The sequence below is a fragment of the Rhodococcus koreensis genome, from assembly GCF_017068375.1.
GTDB lineage: Bacteria > Actinomycetota > Actinomycetes > Mycobacteriales > Mycobacteriaceae > Rhodococcus_F > Rhodococcus_F koreensis.
Window position 1 is genome coordinate 4,636,871 of the sequence record NZ_CP070609.1, and the last position, 20,971, is coordinate 4,657,841.

The following is a 20,971-nucleotide window of genomic DNA, read 5'->3' on the forward strand; positions in this document are numbered from 1 at the left end:
GGTTTCCTTCGTGCCGTTAGATGTTCGGCCGTTTCATGGATTGCAGCGTGGTGTCGAGGTGCTCACGCACCGCCTGGACCGCAGCGGCGGGATCTCCGGCCGCGATCGCGTCGGCGATGGCGCGGTGCTCGACGAGGACCTGCTTCTTGCGGGTTTCGTCGGCCATGACGATGCGGATTCCCATCCGCATCTGACGGTCCCGCAGCGAGCTGTAGAAGTTGTTCATCAGTGGGTTGCCGGCCGCGCGGATGATGGCCGTGTGGAATTCGAGGTCGTGTGCGATGAAGTCGACCGGGTCGGTGTCGTTCTCCTGCAGTTCCAGGAGGATGCGGAGCCGGTCCGGCACCAGGCCCGGTTGGGGCGCGACTTCGGTGACGGACCATTCCTCGACCACTCGGCGGGCCTGCATGATGGCTTCGACGTCGCTGTCGGACAACGCCGGGATGAACGCGCCCTTGTGGGGCACTCGCCGGATGAAGCCTTCGGCCTCGAGGCGCAGCAACGCTTCTCGCACGGGGGTTCGGGAGATGCCGGAGGACGCGGCGACCTGCGCTTCGGACAGGAACATCTCTTCGTCGCGGGGCAAGGTGATGATGGTGTTCTTCAGCCACTCGTAGGCCAGCTCCGGTGCGGTTGCTCCGGTGGTCTTCGATGTCGTCATGGCTTGCCCCTTCGAGGAGAGTCAGTTGATGACGGACGCCGGCGTTTCCGGCGTCCGGGACGTCGCCTCGTCACCCACGGCCGCGAGATCCACGGACTGCGTTTCCCGCGCGAGGAGTGAGGCGATCAGGGAGATGACTCCCATGGCGGCGAGGTAGGCACCGATGGCGTATCCGGTGCCGAACCGGGTGTAGAGCGCGATCGCGATGATCGGGGCCAGCGAACCGGCGAGGACCGACGCGAGGTTGTAGGCCAGCGAGACTCCGGAGTACCGGACCTCGGTGGGAAACAGTTCGGAGAAGAACGCGCCGATCACGGCGCTGTAGGCCGCGAAGATCAGCAGCCCCACCGCCACCGCGAGGGTGATCGTCGCCGGATTCTTCGTGTCCAGCAGGGCGAAGAACACGAACGCCCACACGATGGTGGCGGCGGACGCGCCGATGTAGATCGGTCGCCGGCCGATCCGGTCGGCGAGCACGGCGAACATCGGGATCGTCACCAGCGCAACGACCATACCGATCATGACGGCGTTCAATCCGGTGCTGCGGTCGAGTTCGAGGATCTGGGTGATGTAGGTGATGACGAACAGCGAGAAGATGTAGAAGCCGGCGTTCTCGCCGAAGCGGGTGAAGGCTGCGAGGAGGATCTGGCGCCAGTGTCCCCGGACGGCTGCGGCGAGCGGCATGCCCTTCTTCTCGGCAGGCGCGGTGTCCCGCGACTGCTCGAACAGCGGGGTCTCCGCGACGTACAGTCGCAACACCAGACCGATGATCACCAGGAGCGCCGACAGTCCGAAGGCGATCCGCCACCCCCACGACAGGAACGCGTCCTCCGACAGCGTGGAACCGAGGACCGCGAGTACCCCGGCAGCCAGCAGGTTGCCCAGTGGCGGACCGAGATTGGGCCACGCGGACCAGAACGCCCGTCTCGTCGAATCGCCGTGTTCGGACACCAGCAGGACGGCGCCACCCCACTCGCCGCCGAGCGCGAAGCCCTGCACCAGCCGCAGAAGCACCAGCATCAGCGGTGCGGCGACGCCGATGGACGCGTAGGTGGGCAGGAACGCGATGAGGAAGGTCGACACTCCCATGAGCATCAGGCTGGCGATCAGGGTGGCGCGCCGGCCTGTGACGTCCCCGAAGTGCCCGAGCACCGCGGCGCCGAGCGGGCGCGCCACGAACCCGACCGCGTAGGTGGCGAACGCGAGCATGGTGCCCACCAGGGGATCTTCGGTGGGGAAGAACAGCTTGTTGAACACCAGTGCCGCCGCTGTTCCGTACAGGAAGAAGTCGTACCACTCGACTGCGGTTCCGGCGAGGCTCGAACCTGCGATGACGGGCAGGCTGGTGTGTGGTCTGCGATTGATAGATTTGTCGTTGGCGGTTGCCATAGTCGACTCCTAGGTCGAATCGTCGCTACGTGACGAGCTGCACGTCCTTGCGCCTACCTCCAAGTAGGCGACTCGAACGGTCGCGCAGATGGTGCTGCCTGGGCTCGGTGGTTGCTCCAACAGCCGCCGAGCCCGCTTTTTTTCTTGCCTCCGTCCGGCTGTGAAGCCGATCACCAAAGGCCGTACACCAGTTGTATACGACCAGTCTACGATCCGCAAGAGGGGTCCGGACTCTCCGTTTCATCCCCGTGACCCGGCATCTCTTGACGTCGGCCCGCGCACGACCTAACTTAATCGAATCATATTCGATTAGTTGAAGGAGGGACCGTGGACGCCGAACTGCTGGTCGTCGGAGGCACGGTGCACACCGGCGATCCCGACCTACCCGTCACCGACGCGCTCGCCGTGTCCGGCGGTCGCGTGGTCGCGCTGGGTGAGCGGGCCCGTGCCCTGCGGGCGAGCGGTACCGAGGTGATCGACCTGGGCGGCGGCGCGTTGTTGCCGTCGTTCGGGGACGGGCACGTCCACCCGTTGCTCGGCGGCCTCGGATTGCGCGGCGCCGCGATCCGCGACTGCGGCAGCGTCGAGGAGGTCCTGCACGAGGTGCGCCGCTGGGCGGACGAGAACCCCGGGGCCGAGTGCGTCTTCGGGGACGGAGTGTCGCCGACGCTCGCGCCCGGCGGGCGCTTCGAGGCGCGCTGGCTCGACAGCGTGGTCCCGGACCGGCCGGTGGTCCTGCGCACGATGGACCATCACACCGCCTGGGTCAACAGTGCGGCGCTGCGGCGGGCCGGACTGACGCGGGACACCCCGGACCCGGCGGGCGGCGAGATCGTGCGGACCGCCGACGGCGAGTTGCTCGGCACTCTGCGCGAATGGGGTGCGATCGATCCGGTGCTCGCGCTGGTGCCGGAGGCGACTCTCGACGTCCGGGTCGACGCGCTCGCGTCGGTGTCGAGGATGCTTGCCGCCGCGGGCATCACGTGGGTGCAGGACGCGTGGACCGAACTGGACGACGTCGACGTGTGGCTGACGGCCGCGGACCGCGGACTGCTCGCCACCCGTGCCAATCTCGCGTTCCGCGCCACCCCGGAGGGCTGGGAGGCCGACCGGGACGCGTTCGCCGTGGCACGCAAGCGGGTCGGGGAACGGGGCGGCGACACGGTCAAGGCGGGAACGGTCAAGTTCTTCGCGGATGGCGTGATCGAGGCAGGCACCGCAGCCCTGCTGGCGCCCTACACGGATTGTCCGCACTCCCACGGCATCAGCAACTGGACGACGGACGAGCTGTGCCGGGCCGCGGCCGAGGTGGACCGGCTCGGATTCCAGATCCACATCCACGCCATCGGCGATGCGGGGGTGCGCATGGCGCTCGACGCGATCGAATGCGCCGACCGGTGCAACGGTCCTCGTGATCGTCGCGCCACCATCGCGCATCTGCAGTTGGTCGACGGCGACGACCTCGACCGGTTCACGTCGCTCGGGGTGGTCGCCAACTTCCAGCCGTTGTGGGCCCAACTTGACGCCCTGATGACGGAATTGACGATCCCGCGAATCGGCGCCGAGCGGAGCGCGCAGCAGTATCGGATCGGAACGCTGTCCGAGCGCGGCGCGCGGGTGGCCTTCGGCAGCGACTGGCCCATCACCGCGTACGAGCCGATCAGGGGCATCGCCACCGCGATCCACCGGCAGACACCGTCCGGCATCCCGTCGGAGGGATGGCTGCCGCGGGAACGCGTCGGCCTCGAACGGGCCCTCGCCGCGTATTCGGCCGGCGTCGCCTATCAGGGATTCGAGGAGGACCTGTGGGGCCGGCTGCTGCCGGGAATGCGCGCCGACATGATTCAGCTGCCGGTCGATCCGTACCGGCTGTCGTCCACGCAGGCGCTCGGCGAACTCGCCGTGACTCGGACTTGGCTGGGCGGCAAGCGGGTTCACTGACGCCCGGGCTACCGCCGCACCGCGCCGCGGTCCTGCAGGAGGGCACGAAAGCCCGCCAGCAGTGCCGCCAGGCCGAGTTCGAACGCCTGCTCGGCCCGCTCCGGGCCGCGGGGTGCGGCGGCGAGCGCCCGGGTCAGCGCATCGTCGGCCGTCGTCGCGTCCGCTTCGATCATGACCTCCGGTGCGGCCGCGTCCAGGGCGGCCCCGAGGAGAAAATTCTCCGCGGCGGTGATGACGGCCATGATGTGGTCGTCCGGGAAGCCGGCGTCGCGCAGACCGGCGGCCGCCGAGTGATACACCGAGAGCGAACCGGGATCGCGCACCGTCTCGGTGGCGAGGAGGCGGATGGCCGTGGGGTGCCGGCTGAACGCTGCCCGGTACGACCGCGCCCACTCGGACAGGGCCTCGTCCCACGGCAGGCGCTCGAACGACGATCCGTCGATCTCCCGGACGACACGGTGGCGCACCAGTTCGACGACGGCGGCGCGGCCCTTGGCGTGGTGATAGATCGACGACACCTGCACGTTCAGGTGCCGGGCCAGATCCGGCATCCGGAAGTCGCCGTCGCGATCGACCAGTTCGAGTGCCGCTTCCGCGATTCGTTCGCGGTCCAGGCGTGCGACGCGGGGTCTGCCCATCGCTGCACCCACCTTTCCAATCGAAATTCATTCGATTATGCCCTTGTGGCGCCGGTCACTTCGTTCTAGTCTAATCGAAACACATTCGATTGTTTCTCGTCGCGTATCCGCGCCCTGGTTTCCCCGCCGTCGCGCCCTTGCCCGGACTGGAGAAGTTCCTCATGAAGAAAACCGCACCCGGACCCGCCTCCGGCGCGCAACTCGAGGGCGGCGCCCTCGGCACCGCCGGCATCGTGTTCTTCGTCGTCGCGGCCGCCGCGCCGTTGCTGGTGATGGCGGGCGTCGCGCCCCTGGCGCTGAACGTCGGGGGCATCGGGGCGCCCGGCGGGTACATCCTGGCCGGGCTCGCGCTGGGCGTGTTCGCGATCGGCTTCACCGCGATGAGCAAGTACATCCACAACGCGGGAGCGTTCTACTCGTACATCTCGATCGGGCTCGGCCCCCGGTGGGGTCTGGCCGCCGCGGTCCTCGCCCTCGTGTCCTACAACGCCCTCGAGATCGGGATCTTCGGCGCCCTGGGGTATTTCACCCAGTCCACCATGGCGGATCTGGTCGGCCTGGACCTTCCGTGGGGGCTGTGGTCGCTGATCGGCGTCGGGCTCATCTGGTTCCTCGGGTCGCGGTCGGTCCATGTCGGCGCGCGGTTCCTGATCCTGCTGCTGAGCGCCGAGACCGGGATTCTGGTCCTGCTCGCCGTCGCAGTCCTCCTTCGCGGCGGTGCCGAGGGCCTCGGTGTCGAGTCGTTCGCTCCCGCCCACGTGTTCAGCCCCGGCCTGGGCGGGGTACTGACGCTGGCGTTCGCCGCGTTCATCGGGTTCGAAGCGACCGCCCTGTACCGGGAGGAGGCGAAGGACCCGTCCCGCACGATCCCCCGGGCGACGTACCTGGCGGTCGCGTTCCTCGGCCTCTTCTACGCCTTCATGGTGTGGATCATCATCCAGGCATACGGCCCCGATCAGGCGCTCGCGCTCGCCGCCTCCGATCCCGCCGCAATGTACTTCGACGCCATCGAGAACTACGTCGGTGGCTGGGCGAGCACGCTCATGGAACTGCTGATCATCACGAGCATCCTCGCCAGCCTGCTGGCGTTCCACAATGCGATCACCCGCTATGCATTCGCCTTGTCGCGCGAGCACGTACTTCCCCGGGTGCTCGGCAAGCTGCACCCGGTCTACAAGTCGCCGTATGTGGCGAGCGCCGTGCAGAGTCTGCTCGCGGCGATCGTGATCGCCGGGTTCGCGCTCGCAGGCGCCGACCCCTACCTCCAGCTCCTGCTCTGGGTGAATTCGCCCGGCGTCGTGGGCATCGTCGTCCTCCAGGCCATGGCCGCCGCAGCCGTTCTCGCATTCTTCTGGAGTGATCGCCGCGGGCATTCGGTCTGGAGGGTCCGGATTGCCCCCGCGGCCGCCCTCGCCATGTTGATGTACGCGACGTGGCTGATCGTGGCCAAGATGGACCTGCTCACCGCCGCCGGACCCGCCGTGAACACGATCCTCGTCGCCGTCACGCCGGTCAGCCTGGTGGTCGGGTTGGCGCTCGGCACGCGGCTCGCGCGACGCAACCCCGACCTCTACGCCCGGCTGGGCACCACAGACGTGGATGCCGAGCCCTCGGTCGCGCCCGAAGAAGTAAGCAATCCGATCCCGCCGGGCACGGTGACCTAGACGTGTCCGCTCCCCGGACCCTCTGGTTCAGGTGGACCTCGCGCCGAGTCGGCCCAGGACAGGGGCCCGACCGATACGAAACGTCGACCCGCTGCGCCTCGTCAGAGCCCTACCCGTTCCGTAACGAATCCTCGTCGGATTCGGACATATCCCGGGAATCCGAACCAGGGGAGGGATCGACGTGAGTCGAGTAGTGCGAAAGTTGACGATCGGGGTGCTCGCGGTGAGCGCATGGATCGGGTGTTCGGTGCCGGCGAATGCCGAACCGCCACAGTTCGACGGCGTGACCACCCTCCAAATCCCCGGAACGGTGGTCGGCTGGCCGCTGACCCGCGGCGGCGCATTCTACAACCCCGTCGTCCACCACGGACACGGGCAGATCTATCCGACCCCGGATGGCTACGGATACGAGTTCCAGTGGATCAATCTGTCGACCGGAGCGTCCGGGATCATCACCGATCAGCATCCTGATCGCGATGCGGTCACGACCGGCCCCGGTCAGGTGGTCGTCACCGTGACCGCGCACCTCCCGGGCCTGTACGACGTGTACGGCACACCGAGCGTCGGCACGTTCTACGTGGCGCCGTAGACGCGAGATCACGGCGAGGAGCACAGACTTCCTCCTCCCGCACACGGTTGATCCGTGAGTCTTTCGGCGCAAACCCGGTCCTTCAGGGCCGGGATGGCCGATCTGGATCTGTCGGACTGTGGGGCTAGTGTCTGGGTCATGGCGGGGAGGGTGGTGAAGCGGGCGTTCAAGTTTCGTTTCTATCCGACTGTGGTGCAGGCGGAACAGCTTGCTCGGACGTTCGGGTGCACCCGGTATGTCTACAACCGGGCGTTGGCCGAGCGGACGCGGGCGTGGTCGCAGGAGGGGCGTCGGGTGACCTACAGCGACACGTCGAAGATGCTCACCGGATGGAAGCGGGACGCTGAGACGGAGTGGTTGGCGGAGCCGTCGAAGGGGCCGTTGCAGGAGTCGCTGCGGCAGTTGCAGGGCGCGTTCGAGAGGTTCTGGCGCACGCAGGCCGGCTACCCGCAATTCAAGAGGAAGGGCCAGTCGAAGGATTCGGCGACCTACTTCTCGAACTGCTTCACCTACCGCGGCGGGCAGATTCGGTTGGCCAAGCAGTCCGAACCGCTGGATATTCGGTGGTCGAGGCCGTTGCCCGAGGGGGCGACGCCGTCGCAGGTGACGGTGTCGCGTAATGCTCGCGGTCAGTATCACATCTCGATCCTCGTCGAGGACACGATTTCCGAGCTCTCGTCGACCGATCGGGTGGTCGGGCTCGACGCCGGGATCACCAGCCTGTACACGCTCTCGACGGGGGAGAAGATCACCAACCCGCGCCACGAGCGTACGGATCGTGAGCGGCTGGCGAAGGCATGTGCTGGCCGGGAAGCAGAAGGGATCGCGGAACCGGGCCAAGGCCCGACTGAAGGTCGCGAAGATTCATGGTCGGATCGCCGATCGGCGGCGCGATTATCTGCACACACTCTCCACTCGGCTGGTGCGCGAAAATCAAGTGATCGCCATCGAGGATCTGAGTGTGCGGAACATGGTCAAGAATCGGTCGTTGTCTCGGGTGATCTCGGATGCGGGGTGGTCCGAGTTCCGGTCGATGCTCGAGTACAAGGCCGACTGGTACGGGCGGCGGGTGGTGGCGGTCGACCGGTTCTGTCCGTCGTCGAAGACCTGCTCGGTGTGCGGGGAGGTCGCGTCGACGATGCCGCTGGACGTGCGGGAGTGGACGTGCCGGTGCGGCGTCGTCCACGATCGGGATGTGAATGCGGCAAGGAATATTTTGGCCGTCGGACTGGCGGTGGCAGCCTGCGGAGATGGTGTGAGACCGCCTCGCACATAAAGTGCGGGGAGGCGACTGTCGGTGAAACAGGAACCTCGGGACGCGAGTCTCGAGGGGAATCTCGGTCGTTCACGGCCGAGAGAACGTCAAGCTGTTCTTCACGCTCCAGGCGCCGCCGAAGGCCCTGCTGGGGATGTTTCTGAGTTTCGCGTGCGGCGTCGGCTGGGCCGGGTTGTTCCTGCTCGTCAAGGACGCCCTGCCCGGGGTGCCGTTCGAACTGATGATGGGGTTCGGTGTGGCCGTCGTCATCTTCCTGGTCCTGTCGGTGCACCCGATCCTGCTGGGGCGCACACCCTTCGGAGTCGTCCCCGCGGTGCTGCTGGGGCTGATCGAGTCGCTGCTCGTGACGATGGTGACCCCGATGCTCGTCGACGGCGCACCGGGACTGAACCTGCTCTGGCTGCTCGTCGTCTTCGGTTACGGCTGCCTCATGACGCTGATCCTCGTGGCGGTCCAGGACCGGGTGATCAGCGCGGTGCTCGGGACGACCTGGCGTTCCGCCCCGACGGAGGACGCACCCACCCGTGCACCACGAGTAGTCGGCTGAGGGAGGACTACGGTCTGCCTATGGACGACGGTCGACTCGAGGAACTCGTTGCGCGTGCCCGGGCGCTCGCCGCGCCGGGCACGCGCCGCGTTCTCGGCATCGCGGGACCGCCGGGCTCGGGCAAGAGCACCGTCGCCGCGGCGGTGCTGGCGGGGTTGGGATCGTCCGCGGTGGTCGTGCCGATGGACGGGTTCCACCTGGCGAGTGCGGAACTGGCCCGCCTCGGCCGGGCCGGACGCAAGGGGGCGCCGGACACGTTCGACGCCGCCGGGTACGTGGCGCTGCTGCGCCGGCTGCGGGAACGGAACGGCGAGACGGTGTACGCCCCGCAGTTCCACCGGGACGTCGAGGAGTCGTACGCCGGGTCGATCGCCGTCCCGCCGGACGTTCCGCTGGTGATCACCGAGGGCAACTACCTCCTCCTCGACGAGGAACCGTGGTCGGCGGTGCGTGCCCTGCTCGACGAAGCGTGGTTCCTCGCTCCGGACGGGGACGAGCGCGTCGCGCGCCTCGTCGAGCGGCACGTCCGGTTCGGCAAGTCACCCGACGAGGCGCGAGAGTGGGTGCGGCGCAGCGACGAACGCAACGCCGCGTTGGTTGCACCCGGCCGCGCCCGGGCCGACGTCGTCGTCCGCGGCGACCCGGTGTGACCCTTCAGGCCGGGTACTCGATCGGCTCCATGCGACCGCTGGTGAGCGAGCGGGTCGCGGCCTCGGCGATCGCCTGCGCCTTCAACGCCTCCGACAGGGTGGGTCCGATTGCGGCACCGGTCTCCAGCGCGTCGACGAAGTGGTCGAGTGCGATGCGGTAGCTGGCCCGGATCCTCTCGAACCATCCCGCGTGCATCCCGTCGTCGACCACTCGGCCCGCGCTGTACCGGGACACGGACCCGGCGCGCTGACGTCGCGCCTCGACCATGCCGGTGGAACCGAGCACCTCGATGCGTTCGTCGTAGCCGTAGCCGATCCGCCGGGTGGAGTCGATCTGGACGAGTGCGCCGCCGGGCAGACGCAGCGTGACCGCCGACGTGTCGACGTCGCCGTACTCGGCGAGGCGGGGTTCGGCGAGCGTGGAGCCGGTCGCGAACACCGACTCGGGGTCGAGCCCGGAGATCCACCGGGCCAGGTCGAAGAAGTGGACGGTCTGGTCGCGCATCTGCCCGCCCGAGACGGCGATGTACTCGAGCGGCGGCATCGCCGGGCCACGGCTGGTCATCTGGATCAGCTCCACCGAGCCGATCTCGCCGGACGCGACCACCCGCTGCAGTTCGGCGTAGTCGCGATCGAAGCGGCGGTTGAAATCGACCATCGCCCGCAGCGACCGGGAGTCGGCGAAGCGCACGATGTCGACGGCGCGTGCGAGGTCGAGGTCGATGGGCTTCTCGCACAGGGCCGGGATTCCCGCCGTCGCCGCGGTGCGGAGATGCTCGGCGTGGGTGCCGGTGGACGACGCGATGAAGACGGCGTCGATCGCCGTGGAATCGAAGACTTCCGCGAGATCGGTGGTCGCGCGGCTGCCGTGCCGCTTGGCGAGGTCCGTCGCGCGCGCGAGGTCGATGTCGAAGACGAGTGCCAGGTCGACGTCGGGGTGCGCGGCGAGATTGGCGCCGTGAACGCCGCCGATGAATCCGGCTCCGATGAGGGCGAAACGCTGCATGTCAGATACCGACCTTTTCGTATGCGAAAGCGGGAACGACCCAGGCCGAGTCGGCGGCGTCGGAGGCGGCCGTCGCCTCGACGAACTGGACACCGATCAGCCCGTCGCGTCCGGTGGGGAAGGACAGATCGCGGAGGGTGGAGGGCTCGCCGTCGCGGCGGGCGCAGAGTTCGTCCGCGAGGTCGCGGTAGAAGTTCGCGAACGCCTCGAGGAAGCCCTCGGGGTGTCCCAGCCCGGGACGGGTGAGCCGGGCGGCGTCCTCGGACAGCGTGCGCATTCCCTGCGCGAGGATCGTGGTGGCGCCGTCGAGGTCGCGGACCGTCAGGTGGTGCGGATCCTCGTGCCGCCATTCGATGCTCGCGGTGTCGCCGAAGACCCGGATGCGCAGGCCGTGCTCGTTGCCGGTGGCGGCCATGCTCGCCCAGAGCGTCGCGGGTGCCCCGTTGGAGAGGGTGAGGCGCACGGTGGCGTTGTCGAACACCCGCCGCCCGGGGACGAGGGTGTCCAGTTCGGCCGATACCCGGGTCGCTTCGAGACCGGTGACGAAGCGCAACAGCTGGTAGGCGTGGGTACCGAGATCGCCGACGACGCTGGGGAATCCCGCGATGTCTGGGTCGGTACGCCACCGCGCCTGCCGGTGCTCGCCGAGTTCGAGGGGCGTCGCCGCCCAGCCGGACGCGTGTTCCACCGCCACGAACCGGATGCGTCCGAGGTCGCCGTCGCGCACCATCCGGGCCGCGTGCCGGACCATGGCGTAGGCCGAATAGCAGTGTGGGACAGCCAGAATGGCGCCGGACGACTCGGCAATCGCGACGAGTTCCGCTGCCGACTCCGAGTCGCGGGTGAGGGGCTTCTCGCACACCACCGAGATGCCGGCCTCCAGGAACGTGCGCGCGATGTCGAAGTGGCTGTCGTTCGGGGTGGTCACGGCCACCACGTCGACGCCGTCCTCGCGGGTGGATTCCCGTTCGGCCATCTCCCGGTGGTCGCGGTAGGTGCGCTCGGCCGTCACGCCGAGGCTCTCCGCGATCTGCGCCGACGACGCGCTGTCGCGTCCGAAGACTCCCGCTTGCAGGTCGTATCGGTCGTCCAGGCGCATCGCGTAGCGGTGGGTCTTGCCGATGTCGGCGCCCTGTCCGCCGCCGACCATGCCCGCGGACAGTCGCAAACTTCCGTGCTTGCTCAACTCGGCTCCTTCCGGAAAGGGACAAACGTGGACCGGTCCCAGTTGTGATGAGCGTAACACGGCCCCGGCTCCATATGCTGTCCCTCGTGAACGAATCAGATCGCGGCACGGCCGAGGGTGAGGCGGCGGACGTGGCGCCGGGAGCGTCGTCGTTTCGCCCACCGACGATCCGCGACGTGGCCGCGCGGGCGGGGGTGTCGAAATCGCTGGTGTCCCGGGTGCTCCGCGGCGAGGCGAACGTCAGCGCCGCCCGCCGCGAGATGGTCACGCAGGCCATGAAGGAACTCGACTACCGGACGAACACCATCGCCCGCGGACTGTCCGAATCGCGCAGCGGCACAGTCGGGGTGATGTTGAACGACCTCCGCAACCCCTGGTTCGTCGAACTGCTCGAAGGGATGACGACGACGCTCGACGCCGTCGGGATCGCGCCGGTGCTGGCCGACAGTCATCTGGATCAGCGCGTCGGGCGGGACACCGTCGAGACCCTGCTGTCGCAGCGGATCGACGGGTTGGTGGTGGTGGGCACCACCGACGCCGGCCCCGCGATCGAACGGGCCGCGGCCCTCGTCCCCGTCGTCCTCGCCGGAACCCACGAACCGAGTCTGCCGAACGTCGACATCGCGGCGGACGACGACATCGCCGGTGCCCGGCTGGCCACCCGGCATCTGCTGGACCTCGGCCATCGGCGGATCGCCTACCTGCAGGGTCCCGGAGTGGTGGGCACTCTGCGCCGCGACGGATTCACCGAGGCGATGACCGAGGCCGGGTGCGGCGACCTCGCGTCCGTGCAGTTCGCAGGCATGACCGAGGAGAGCGGATACGTCGCGGCCGGTCGTGTACTCGATGCCGAACCCCGGCCGACGGCGATCCTCGCGTTCAACGACGTCACGTGCGTCGGGGCGCTGTCAGCGGCCGACGACCGCGGCCTGAGAGTCCCCGACGACCTCTCGCTCGTCGGGTACGACGACACGTATCTCGCGCGGATCCGGCACCTGTCGCTGACGTCGGTCAACAACGGCAATTTCGCGGTCGGTGCGCAGGCCGCGAAATTCCTGCTGCAGCGGCTGGAGCGACCGACGCAGTCGCGGCGCATCCACCTGCACACGCCGACGCTCAGTGTTCGCCGTTCGACAGCGGCGCCCGGCGGCGGGAAGGGGTGACCTCCCTACTGCCGGGCGCCGCGCTGGAACGTGAAACCGGCTTCTACTGAGGGCTTTTGACCGCGAGAACCGGGATCGGTGATTGCAGGATGAGGCGCTGGCTCACGCTGCCGAGGAGGGCCTTGCCGACCGCGCTGCGGCGCTTGACCCCGATCACGAGGCGTTCGATGTCGGGCCGGTCGTCGATCAGATCCAGCACCGCGGTTGCGGGATCGCGGTCGCCGCGGCCGATCCGGTCGAGGACGGTCACCCCGTCGTCCGCGAGGGTGTGCACCTCTTCGGGTTCGGTGAGGGAGAGGTTCACCACCAGCAGATCGGTGTCCAGCATCGCGGCTTCCTTCTTGCCGGCGAGGAGGGCGTGCGATCCTTCGGAGGTATCGGTCACTGCTACGAGCACTGTCATGAGGTCAACCTTTCACGGGACTCGGTGCGGAGACGGTCACGAATACTCGCGCCGGAACTGCTCTTCGAGTTCCTCGAGGGAGCGGCCGCGGGTTTCCGGGACCTGGGTGGTGATGAACACGAGAGCCAGCACGCCGAGGCCCGCGAAGATGAAGAAGGTGGCCGCGATTCCCAGTGCTGCCACGAGGGGCGGGAAGACGAGCGCGACAATCGCGTTCGCGATCCACAGCATGAAGATGCAGATGCCGATGGCGAAGCTGCGGATCTTCAGTGGGAAGATCTCCGACAGCATCAGCCACACCAGGGGACCGATCGTGCCCTGCATCGAGAAGACGAACAGAACCACGAACACGAGGATGAAATAGGCCTTCGCGGTGCCGTCGGGCAGCAGGAAGGCCGACAGGCCGACGAGGAGGTGGAACGTGGTGGTGAGCACGAACCCGCCGATGAGCATCTTGCGACGGTCGATCCGGTTGATCAGGGCGATGCCGGTGAGGACGCCGAGCACGCTGAACAGTCCGTTGAGGGTGTTCGCGACAATGGCTGCGTTGGAGGAGAATCCGGCGTCGCCGAGCAGCTGGGTGCCGTAGTACATCACCGAGTTGATGCCGGTGGCCTGCTGGAACACGCCGAGGCCGACGCCGATGAAGATGAGGCGGCGGATCCACTTCACCGACAGGTCCGCGGGACCGCCGGTCTGCGCGAGCTTCTCTTCCTCCGCGAGCGCCTGGACCTCCTCCAGTTCGGCACGCGCCCGCTCCGGGGACCGGACCTGGAGGAGCACGGCGAGCGCTTCGTCGTGCCGATCCTGCGACATCAGCCAGCGCGGGCTCTCCGGCATCCTCAGCATTCCGGCGAACAGGACGATGGCCGGAGCGACGGCGATCAGGAGCATGAAGCGCCAGACGCTCTCGTGCTCACCCCAGATGTTGAAGATGACGGCGTTGATCACGAATGCGGCGAACTGCCCGCACACGATCATGACTTCGTTGCGGGAGACCACGCTGCCGCGCCGTTCGGCGGGGGAGATCTCGGCGAGGTAGACGGGCACGGTCGCGGATGCGCCGCCGACGGCGAGGCCGAGGATGAAGCGGAACAGTGCGAGTATCTCCCACGTGGGGGACAGCACGCAGCCGAGCGTGCCGATCATGAAGATGATCGCGAGTACCAGGATGTTGTGCCGGCGTCCGTACCGGTCGGACATCCGGCCGCCGATGAGGGCGCCGATCGCGGCGCCGAAGATCAGGATGCTCACCACCAGGCCCTCGGTGAACGAGGTGAGCTGGAGGTCTTCCTTGAGCGGTTCGAGTGCGCCGTTGATGACTCCGGTGTCATATCCGAAGAGCAGGCCGCCGAAGGTGGCGACGACGGCGATGACGCCGAGCCTGTGCGAGTGCCGTCCAGGCGCGTCGGCGGGCAGGTGCTGGGCGGTAGTTCGGGTGAGATCGCTGGCCATGAACATCTCCTCGACGTATTCCATGTGCAGAACACGTAATGTGTTTATGTCCGGACAAAGCTAACCCATTGTGACTCGGAGCACAACGGCTGGCCGATCATCGACCGGCTCCCACTGCGCGGCAGGGCCAGTATCTACCGACGAGTAATAGAACGCTTGATCTGTTATTGTTTGACGTATGCCCAGGCCACGCGTCCACGACCTCGACGCCGCGCTCGACACCGCCGAACGGCTGGCCGTCGAGGGCGGGCCGAGCGCGGTGACGCTGCGGGCGGTCGCCGCCGCCACGGAGATGTCCAACGGCGCCATCTATCACGCATTCGGCTCCCGCGGAGGGCTCGTCGGACGCGCATGGTTGCGGGCGGCGCACCGATTCCTCGACCTGCAACAGCAATCGGTCGAGCACGCGCTGGAGCGGGGTCCCGTGGACGCCGTCGTCGCGGCCGCCGACACCCCGGCCGGCTTCGCCGAGAAGTTCCCGCAGTCGTCGCGACTCCTGCTCACCGTGCGCCGCGACGAACTGCTCGGATCCGACGTCCCCGAGGCCGTCGCGGACGAGTTGGCGCGCCTCGACTCCGTCCTCGTCGACCTGTTCGTCCGGTTGGCGCTGGCGTTGTGGGGGCGCAGGGACGGTCGCGCGGTCGAGGTGATCGAAGCGTGCGTCGTCGGACTCCCCACCGGACTGCTGCTCCGTGCCCGGCGGAAACCGGACGACGCCATGCGCCGGCGCCTGGAGGTGGCGGTCCGCGCCGTCCTCACCCTCGACCCCCCGCCCCCGGGGAAACGTCACGACAGCACCACGAAAGGTTCCTGATGACCGCCACCCTGACCTACCGGGACAAGATCGCCGTCCTCGACCTCGGCGACGACGAGAACCGTTTCTCCCCCGAGTGGCTCGACACCGTCGACGGTCTCCTCGACGACGCGCACGAGCACGGCGCGCAGGCCCTGGTCACCACGGCCACCGGAAAGTTCTATTCCAACGGCCTCGACCTGGAGTGGCTGCTGGCGAACGGCGATCGCGCGGACTGGTACGTCGGGCGCGTGCAGGCCCTGTTCAGCCGCATTCTGACGCTCCCGCTGCCGACGGTGGCCGCGGTCAACGGGCACGCGTTCGGCGCGGGCGCCATGCTGGGAATCGCCCACGACTACCGGGTGATGCGGTCGGACCGCGGGTTCTACTGCTTCCCCGAGGTCGACATCCACATCCCGTTCACCCCGGGCATGGCGGCGCTGATCCAGGCCAAGCTGACGCCGCAGCCCGCGATCACCGCAATGACCACCGGCCACCGGTACGGCGGCACCGAGGCGCACACCAGCGGGCTGGTCGACGGGACCGCGCCCGAAGGCGCGGTCCTGGGTGCCGCTGTCGACCTGATCTCCCCGCTCGCGGGGAAGGACGCCGGCACGCTCGGTGCGATCAAGTCGACCATGTTCGCGCCGGCCGTCGCCGCTCTCGCCGCGGGCCGTTCATAGCCGGCTGATACGAAACCTACTGGGCGAGAGTAGGGGTCATTCTCCCGGCACGTGGAGGATCAGGGCGTCGCCCTGTCCGCCGCCACCGCACAGCGCGGCAGCGCCGGTTCCACCGCCGCGTCGCTTCAGTTCGAGCGCGAGGTGCAGCACGACCCGCGCACCCGACATGCCGAGCGGATGCCCGATGGCGATGGCGCCGCCGTTGACATTGATCTTCGACGGGTCGATTCCGAGTTGCCGGGTCGACTCGATGCCGACGGCGGCGAACGCCTCATTGATCTCGACGAGATCGAGGGCGGACGCGTCGAGTCCCTCTCGGGAGCAGGCCTTGTCGATGGCGTTGGCGGGCTGCTGCTGGAGCGTCGAATCCGGACCGGCGACGACGCCGTGGGCGCCGATCTCGGCGATCCATTCCAGTCCCAGTTCCTCGGCCTTGGCCTTGCTCATCACCACGACGGCCGCGGCGCCGTCGGAGATCTGCGACGCGGACCCGGCGGTGACGGTGCCGTCCTTGCTGAACGCGGGACGCAGCTTCGACAGCGACTCGGCGGTGGTGTCGGCGCGGATGCCCTCGTCCTCGGTGACGACGAGCGGCTCACCCCTGCGCTGCGGGATGGTGACGGGAACGACCTCGTCGTCGAAGAGGCCGTTCTTCCACGCGGCCGCGGCACGCTGATGCGAGGCGGCGGCGAAGGCGTCCTGCTCCTCGCGACCGATCTTGTCGGTGGTCGCGTTCCGGGTCTCGGTGAGTGCGCCCATCGCCTGGTCGGTGAAAATGTCGTACAGGCCGTCGTAGGCGAGGTGGTCGACGAGGGTGGTGTCGCCGTACTTGAACCCGCCCCGTGAGCCCGGGAGCAGGTGCGGCGCCTGGGACATCGACTCCTGCCCACCGGCGACGACGACGTCGAACTCGCCGGCGCGGATCAGCTGGTCGGCGAGCGCGATGGCGTCGAGACCCGACAGGCACACCTTGTTGACGGTAACGGCGGGCACCGACATCGGGATGCCCGCGGCGACCGCGGCCTGCCGGGCCGGGATCTGACCGGCGCCGGCAGTGAGGACCTGCCCCATGATCACGTACTCCACCAGTTCCGGTGCCACGCCGGCCTTGTCGAGGGCGCCCTTGATGGCGATGCCGCCGAGATCGGATCCGGAGAGTGTGGCGAGCGAACCCGTCAGCCGGCCGACGGGGGTCCGGGCCCCGGCGACGATGACGGACCTGATACGTGAAGTCATGGGAGTGTCCTTGTGTCGTGTCGAATGTCGGTCAGACGAGCGCGGATTCGCGGATCTCGAGGGGGGTTCCGGTGGCGGCGACGACGTCGTCGACGGTGACACCGGGGGCGACTTCACGCAGGGCGAGAGTGCCGTCGCCGACCACGTCGATGACGGCGAGGTTGGTGATGATGCGGTTGACGACGCCCTGGCCGGTCAGCGGCAGGGTGCAGGTGTCGATGATCTTGGGGTTGCCGTCCCGGTCGGTGTGTTCCATGAGGACGATGACGCGGCTCGCCCCGTGCACGAGGTCCATCGCGCCTCCCATGCCCTTGACCATCTTGCCGGGGACCATCCAGTTGGCGAGGTCGCCGGTGCGGGAAACCTGCATGCCGCCGAGGACGGCGGTGTCGATGTGACCGCCGCGGATCATGCCGAACGACAGCGCCGAATCGAAGAACGCGGCTCCGGCGTTGACGGTGACCGTCTCCTTGCCCGCGTTGATCAGGTCGGGGTCGACGTTTTCGTCGGTGGGGTAGGGGCCGGTGCCGAGGATCCCGTTCTCCGAATGCAACGTGACGGTGACGTCGGTGCCGAGGTATCCGGGGATGAGCGTCGGCAGTCCGATGCCGAGGTTGACGTATTCGCCGTCGACCATCTCCGCGGCCGCGCGGGCGGCCATCTGGTCACGTGTCCATCCGTTGGTGCCGGTCATCGAGTGGCTCCTTCCGTGCTGCTGACTGTCCGCTTCTCGATCCGCTTGTTCTGGGGGCCGGTCTCGACGATGCGCTGAACGAAGACTCCGGGCAGGTGCACCTGGGCGGGATCGATGGTGCCTGCGGGGACGAGTTCCTCGACCTGCGCGATGGTCACCTTCCCGGCCATGGCCGCGAGGGGGTTGAAGTTCAGGGCCGTCTTGTCGAAGACCAGGTTGCCGGCGGTGTCGCCGCGCAGCGCGTGGACCAGGGCGAAGTCGGCGGTGATGCCGAGTTCGAGGACGTAGCGCTTGTCGCCGAACTGCCGGGTTTCCTTGGCGGGCGACGCGAGCGCGACGGAACCGTCGGCGGCGTAGCGCCACGGCAGGCCGCCGTCGGCGACCGGGCTGCCGACACCGGCGGGGGTGAAGAACGCGGGGATGCCCGCACCGCCGGCCCGGAGGCGTTCGGCCAGCGTGCCCTGCGGGGTGAGTTCCACCTCGAGCTCACCGGAGAGGTACTGGCGGGCGAATTCCTTGTTCTCGCCGACGTAGGACGCGGTGACACGGCGAATCTGGCGGGCGCCCAGCAGGATCCCGAGCCCGTGGTCGTCCACACCGCAGTTGTTGGAGAAGACCTCGAGGTTCCCGACACCCGAGTCGGCGAGCGCGCGGATCAGCGAGTCGGGGATTCCGCACAGGCCGAATCCGCCGACGGCGATCGTCGCGCCGTCGGACACGTCCGCGACAGCTTCTTCCGGGGTGTCGAACACTCTCGATCCCATGTGCATCCTTTCTTCTGGCCGCCGAACCCGGCGATACCGCCTTCCCGCGACATTTCGTCCATCCAGTGGACGACTCCTGCAACGGGCTTTGCTCCACTAAAAGGGGTCGCTTCATGCATTTCAAGGAGATCGAACATGTTGCTCGCGGTCTGGACGTCGTGGACAAGAGCGTTCACTGAGTGGACGTATACTCCGGTCATGAACGAGGCGCAGCGACCACAGGTCATTCACCGGGTGGGATCGATCCTGCGGGCCGTCGCGGCGCTCGAATCGTCGGGATCCTCGACGTCCGCCCTGGCGCGGGAGACGGGCCTCGCCCGCCCCACCGTGCATCGCCTCCTCGTCTCGCTGGCCGAGGAGGGGCTGGTCGACCGCGACCTGAAGTCGGGCAAATGGTCGCTCGGACCCGAGCTGTACCTGCTCGGCTCGCTCGCCGCCAGCAGGTACGACATCACGGACCGGTCCCGCGACATCCTCCGCGATCTCGCCCGCGAGACCGGCGAAAGCGTGTTCCTGTCCGCTCGCCGCGGCGACGAAACGGTCTGCATTGCGAGCGAGGAGGGCAGCTTCCCGCTGCGCTCGCACGTGCTGCACATCGGAATCCGATTTCCGCTCGGGGTGGCGACGGCGGGGATGGTCATCCTGTCGCACCTGCCGGACCGCGAGATCGACGAGTACCTGACGCGCGCGGACGTCACCGGCGAATGGGGGCCGCAGCACAGCCGGGAGAAGATCGCCGAGCGCATCGCGGAGACCCGCCTCAACGGCTACACCGTCAACCCCGGACTGCTCGTCGAGGGCAGTTGGGGGATGGGCGCCGCCGTCTTCGACACCCAGGGATCACCGGCCTGGGCGCTGAGCATCACCGGGGTGGAGAGCCGGTTCCGTGAGGAACGACGTCGCGAACTGGGAGAATTCCTCCTCCGCGAGGCACACCGGCTCACCCAGCTACTCGCCGACCGGCCGCGGAGCCGCGGCTGAACCAGCGGTCGGACCCCGCCTACGCGGCCTTCCGGCGACGCCCCGGCCGCCCGTGGCGGGTGTCGATGCTCCACACGTGCGTGCAGTCGGGGCACTGCAGGTGCACGGTGGTTCCCTGATTGCTCAGCAGGTACTGCCAGTGCCGGTGGCAGTTGCGGCCGGACCCGCAGTCGCCGCAGGACGAGCCGTGGTCGCAGCCCGGGCAGGGCAACCAGGCACGACGGGAGAAGTCCGCGGTGGGATCAATCGGCAACACGGCCCACCGTCCGATCCGGGAGCACACCTGCCTGCACCAGTTCGTCGTAGATGCGCTGCTGCTCGGGGTCGAGCCCGGAATACAGCATGTCGTAGGCCCGCTCTTCCTCCGCCAGCACGGCGACGGGATCCCAGTCCTCGCCGATCGCTTCGAGGACAGCGGTGCGCCGACGCGCTTCGTCCAGCGTGAGGTCGAGAGCGAACGAGAGTTCGGAGTCGCTACCCATGTGGTCACCTTCGTTTCGCAGTCGCCGACATCGAACGGGCTCCGACATCGAAGGGGTCAGGGTCACTCGAGCCTGCCCAAGATCACAATGACCTGGATCACGTCGATCGAAAGTGTTGCGTCGTGTTCACAACGACGCGCCCCGTCGTCCGGGTGGACGACGGGGCGCGGGTGGTTCCGGTGGTGCGGGTGGGTCAGGCCTGAAGGCCGGCCTCGATCTCGAGGGTGATGGTGATCTTGTCGCCGACGACGGCGCCGCCGCCTTCGAGGGGCATGTCGATGGTGATGCCGAAGTCCTTGCGGTTGAGGACGGTGGTGGCTTCGAAGCCGGCGACCGGCCCGTTGCCCATGCCGGGGTTGACGCCGTTGAACTCGAGGCCGAGCTCGACCTGCCGGGTGATGCCGTGGAGGGTGAAGTCACCCTCGACCACGTAGTCGTCGCCCTTGGCGCGGACGGCGGTGGAGGTGAAGGTGGCGGTGGGGTACTGCTCGGCGTCGAAGAAGTCGGCGGACTTGATGTGGGCGTCGCGGTCGGTGTTCTTGGTGTCGATGGACGCGACCTGGATTTCGGCGGTGACGGCAGTGGTGCCGTCCTCGGCGACGGTGATCGCGCCTGCGAAGTCGTTGAACGTGCCGCGGACCTTGCTGACCATGAGGTGGCGGACGGAGAAGCCGACGGTGGAGTGGACGGTGTCGATGGTCCAGGTTCCGGCGGTGAGGTTGGGGAGGGTGGCGGTGGCGGTGGTCATGAAAACTCCTTGACGGTGAACG

22 protein-coding genes and 1 pseudogene are annotated in these 20,971 nt (G+C 68.1%); 10 read left to right on the forward strand and 13 right to left on the reverse strand.

Annotated features, from left to right (window positions below):
* Positions 1-16: 16 nt before the first annotated feature.
* Both JWS14_RS21205 and JWS14_RS21210 read right to left on the reverse strand, forming a co-directional pair.
* Positions 17-661, reverse strand: coding sequence for a GntR family transcriptional regulator (locus tag JWS14_RS21205; protein ID WP_072943549.1), 645 nt, complete (start codon positions 659-661; stop codon positions 17-19).
* A gap of 21 nt (positions 662-682) precedes the next feature.
* Positions 683-2,050, reverse strand: a complete 1,368-nt coding sequence (locus tag JWS14_RS21210) for an MFS transporter (protein WP_206014282.1) — start codon at positions 2,048-2,050, stop codon at positions 683-685.
* A 327-nt stretch (positions 2,051-2,377) separates the two neighbouring features.
* Between JWS14_RS21210 and JWS14_RS21215 the strand changes: the two genes are divergently transcribed.
* Positions 2,378-3,991 (forward strand): amidohydrolase, encoded by a 1,614-nt coding sequence (locus JWS14_RS21215; RefSeq protein WP_206014283.1) that lies wholly within the window; start codon positions 2,378-2,380, stop codon positions 3,989-3,991.
* 8 nt (positions 3,992-3,999) lie between these two features.
* Here the strand turns inward: JWS14_RS21215 and JWS14_RS21220 are convergent, their stop codons facing one another.
* Positions 4,000-4,629, reverse strand: coding sequence for a TetR/AcrR family transcriptional regulator (locus tag JWS14_RS21220; protein WP_206014284.1), 630 nt, complete (start codon positions 4,627-4,629; stop codon positions 4,000-4,002).
* Positions 4,630-4,790: 161 nt separating this feature from the next.
* Here JWS14_RS21220 and JWS14_RS21225 point away from each other — a divergent pair, with 161 nt between their 5' ends.
* The 5 genes and pseudogenes from JWS14_RS21225 to JWS14_RS21245 all read left to right on the forward strand — a co-directional run bounded on the left by JWS14_RS21225 (position 4,791) and on the right by JWS14_RS21245 (position 9,355).
* Positions 4,791-6,293 carry an APC family permease gene (locus tag JWS14_RS21225; protein WP_206014285.1) on the forward strand — a complete coding sequence of 501 codons (1,503 nt, stop codon included), beginning with the start codon at positions 4,791-4,793 and terminating at the stop codon, positions 6,291-6,293.
* A gap of 181 nt (positions 6,294-6,474) precedes the next feature.
* On the forward strand, positions 6,475-6,882 hold the full coding sequence (locus JWS14_RS21230; protein WP_206014286.1) for a hypothetical protein: 408 nt from the start codon (positions 6,475-6,477) through the stop codon (positions 6,880-6,882).
* 138 nt (positions 6,883-7,020) lie between these two features.
* Positions 7,021-8,158 (forward strand): annotated as a pseudogene (locus JWS14_RS21235) (RNA-guided endonuclease TnpB family protein).
* Positions 8,159-8,291: 133 nt separating this feature from the next.
* Positions 8,292-8,705 (forward strand): hypothetical protein, encoded by a 414-nt coding sequence (locus tag JWS14_RS21240; protein WP_206014287.1) that lies wholly within the window; start codon positions 8,292-8,294, stop codon positions 8,703-8,705.
* Positions 8,706-8,725: 20 nt separating this feature from the next.
* Positions 8,726-9,355 (forward strand): nucleoside/nucleotide kinase family protein, encoded by a 630-nt coding sequence (locus JWS14_RS21245; RefSeq protein ID WP_206014288.1) that lies wholly within the window; start codon positions 8,726-8,728, stop codon positions 9,353-9,355.
* A gap of 4 nt (positions 9,356-9,359) precedes the next feature.
* Here the strand turns inward: JWS14_RS21245 and JWS14_RS21250 are convergent, their stop codons facing one another.
* Both JWS14_RS21250 and JWS14_RS21255 read right to left on the reverse strand, forming a co-directional pair.
* Positions 9,360-10,361, reverse strand: coding sequence for a Gfo/Idh/MocA family protein (locus JWS14_RS21250; RefSeq protein WP_206014289.1), 1,002 nt, complete (start codon positions 10,359-10,361; stop codon positions 9,360-9,362).
* 1 nt (position 10,362) lies between these two features.
* Complete coding sequence (locus JWS14_RS21255) at positions 10,363-11,547, reverse strand: Gfo/Idh/MocA family protein (protein ID WP_206014290.1); 1,185 nt, start codon at positions 11,545-11,547, stop codon at positions 10,363-10,365.
* Between the two features lie 86 nt (positions 11,548-11,633).
* Between JWS14_RS21255 and JWS14_RS21260 the strand changes: the two genes are divergently transcribed.
* Complete coding sequence (locus tag JWS14_RS21260) at positions 11,634-12,710, forward strand: LacI family DNA-binding transcriptional regulator (RefSeq protein ID WP_241031428.1); 1,077 nt, start codon at positions 11,634-11,636, stop codon at positions 12,708-12,710.
* A 43-nt stretch (positions 12,711-12,753) separates the two neighbouring features.
* On the opposite strand, the gene JWS14_RS21265 is transcribed toward JWS14_RS21260, so the two are convergent.
* Complete coding sequence (locus JWS14_RS21265) at positions 12,754-13,113, reverse strand: universal stress protein (RefSeq protein WP_072943534.1); 360 nt, start codon at positions 13,111-13,113, stop codon at positions 12,754-12,756.
* Positions 13,114-13,149: 36 nt separating this feature from the next.
* Positions 13,150-14,592, reverse strand: a complete 1,443-nt coding sequence (locus tag JWS14_RS21270; protein ID WP_072943532.1) for a sugar porter family MFS transporter — start codon at positions 14,590-14,592, stop codon at positions 13,150-13,152.
* Positions 14,593-14,746: 154 nt separating this feature from the next.
* Here JWS14_RS21270 and JWS14_RS21275 point away from each other — a divergent pair, with 154 nt between their 5' ends.
* Both JWS14_RS21275 and JWS14_RS21280 read left to right on the forward strand, forming a co-directional pair.
* Positions 14,747-15,382, forward strand: a complete 636-nt coding sequence (locus tag JWS14_RS21275) for a TetR/AcrR family transcriptional regulator (RefSeq protein WP_206014291.1) — start codon at positions 14,747-14,749, stop codon at positions 15,380-15,382.
* Complete coding sequence (locus JWS14_RS21280; protein WP_206014292.1) at positions 15,382-16,044, forward strand: enoyl-CoA hydratase-related protein; 663 nt, start codon at positions 15,382-15,384, stop codon at positions 16,042-16,044. The genes JWS14_RS21275 and JWS14_RS21280 overlap by 1 nt, the downstream gene beginning before the upstream one ends.
* A gap of 36 nt (positions 16,045-16,080) precedes the next feature.
* Here the strand turns inward: JWS14_RS21280 and JWS14_RS21285 are convergent, their stop codons facing one another.
* From JWS14_RS21285 to JWS14_RS21295, 3 genes are read right to left on the reverse strand one after another with little or no spacing between them, the layout of a single operon-like run.
* The gene (locus tag JWS14_RS21285; protein WP_206014293.1) at positions 16,081-17,280 is read right to left on the reverse strand and encodes an acetyl-CoA C-acetyltransferase; all 1,200 of its coding nucleotides are present in this window, start codon (positions 17,278-17,280) and stop codon (positions 16,081-16,083) included.
* 31 nt (positions 17,281-17,311) lie between these two features.
* Complete coding sequence (locus JWS14_RS21290) at positions 17,312-17,974, reverse strand: 3-oxoacid CoA-transferase subunit B (RefSeq protein WP_072949585.1); 663 nt, start codon at positions 17,972-17,974, stop codon at positions 17,312-17,314.
* Positions 17,971-18,738: a CoA transferase subunit A gene (locus tag JWS14_RS21295; RefSeq protein WP_087555275.1), complete on the reverse strand. Its 768-nt coding sequence runs from the start codon at positions 18,736-18,738 to the stop codon at positions 17,971-17,973. Before JWS14_RS21295 ends, JWS14_RS21290 begins: the two co-directional genes overlap by 4 nt.
* A gap of 198 nt (positions 18,739-18,936) precedes the next feature.
* Here JWS14_RS21295 and JWS14_RS21300 point away from each other — a divergent pair, with 198 nt between their 5' ends.
* A complete protein-coding gene (locus JWS14_RS21300; RefSeq protein WP_206014294.1) occupies positions 18,937-19,719 on the forward strand; it encodes an IclR family transcriptional regulator in 783 nt (260 codons plus the stop codon).
* Between the two features lie 19 nt (positions 19,720-19,738).
* Here the strand turns inward: JWS14_RS21300 and JWS14_RS21305 are convergent, their stop codons facing one another.
* From JWS14_RS21305 to JWS14_RS21315, 3 genes are all read right to left on the reverse strand, one after another.
* Positions 19,739-19,975, reverse strand: coding sequence for a hypothetical protein (locus JWS14_RS21305; protein WP_072949578.1), 237 nt, complete (start codon positions 19,973-19,975; stop codon positions 19,739-19,741).
* Complete coding sequence (locus tag JWS14_RS21310; protein ID WP_072949576.1) at positions 19,962-20,201, reverse strand: DUF6400 family protein; 240 nt, start codon at positions 20,199-20,201, stop codon at positions 19,962-19,964. Before JWS14_RS21310 ends, JWS14_RS21305 begins: the two co-directional genes overlap by 14 nt.
* 193 nt (positions 20,202-20,394) lie before the next feature.
* On the reverse strand, positions 20,395-20,949 hold the full coding sequence (locus JWS14_RS21315; protein WP_206014295.1) for a YceI family protein: 555 nt from the start codon (positions 20,947-20,949) through the stop codon (positions 20,395-20,397).
* Between the last annotated feature and the right edge of the window lie 22 nt (positions 20,950-20,971).

Bases quoted from the DNA above. Each gene is read 5' to 3' on its own strand.
- JWS14_RS21280 (WP_206014292.1), top strand. From the start codon at position 15,382: ATGACCGCCACCCTGACCTACCGGGACAAGATCGCCGTCCTCGACCTC.
- JWS14_RS21240 (WP_206014287.1), top strand. From the start codon at position 8,292: ATGTTTCTGAGTTTCGCGTGCGGCGTCGGCTGGGCCGGGTTGTTCCTG.
- JWS14_RS21265 (WP_072943534.1), bottom strand. From the start codon at position 13,113: ATGACAGTGCTCGTAGCAGTGACCGATACCTCCGAAGGATCGCACGCC.
- JWS14_RS21315 (WP_206014295.1), bottom strand. From the start codon at position 20,949: ATGACCACCGCCACCGCCACCCTCCCCAACCTCACCGCCGGAACCTGG.
- JWS14_RS21285 (WP_206014293.1), bottom strand. From the start codon at position 17,280: ATGACTTCACGTATCAGGTCCGTCATCGTCGCCGGGGCCCGGACCCCC.
- JWS14_RS21290 (WP_072949585.1), bottom strand. From the start codon at position 17,974: ATGACCGGCACCAACGGATGGACACGTGACCAGATGGCCGCCCGCGCG.
- JWS14_RS21210 (WP_206014282.1), bottom strand. From the start codon at position 2,050: ATGGCAACCGCCAACGACAAATCTATCAATCGCAGACCACACACCAGC.
- JWS14_RS21295 (WP_087555275.1), bottom strand. From the start codon at position 18,738: ATGGGATCGAGAGTGTTCGACACCCCGGAAGAAGCTGTCGCGGACGTG.
- JWS14_RS21250 (WP_206014289.1), bottom strand. From the start codon at position 10,361: ATGCAGCGTTTCGCCCTCATCGGAGCCGGATTCATCGGCGGCGTTCAC.
- JWS14_RS21270 (WP_072943532.1), bottom strand. From the start codon at position 14,592: ATGGAATACGTCGAGGAGATGTTCATGGCCAGCGATCTCACCCGAACT.
- JWS14_RS21225 (WP_206014285.1), top strand. From the start codon at position 4,791: ATGAAGAAAACCGCACCCGGACCCGCCTCCGGCGCGCAACTCGAGGGC.
- JWS14_RS21205 (WP_072943549.1), bottom strand. From the start codon at position 661: ATGACGACATCGAAGACCACCGGAGCAACCGCACCGGAGCTGGCCTAC.
- JWS14_RS21310 (WP_072949576.1), bottom strand. From the start codon at position 20,201: ATGGGTAGCGACTCCGAACTCTCGTTCGCTCTCGACCTCACGCTGGAC.
- JWS14_RS21220 (WP_206014284.1), bottom strand. From the start codon at position 4,629: ATGGGCAGACCCCGCGTCGCACGCCTGGACCGCGAACGAATCGCGGAA.
- JWS14_RS21275 (WP_206014291.1), top strand. From the start codon at position 14,747: ATGCCCAGGCCACGCGTCCACGACCTCGACGCCGCGCTCGACACCGCC.
- JWS14_RS21245 (WP_206014288.1), top strand. From the start codon at position 8,726: ATGGACGACGGTCGACTCGAGGAACTCGTTGCGCGTGCCCGGGCGCTC.
- JWS14_RS21300 (WP_206014294.1), top strand. From the start codon at position 18,937: ATGAACGAGGCGCAGCGACCACAGGTCATTCACCGGGTGGGATCGATC.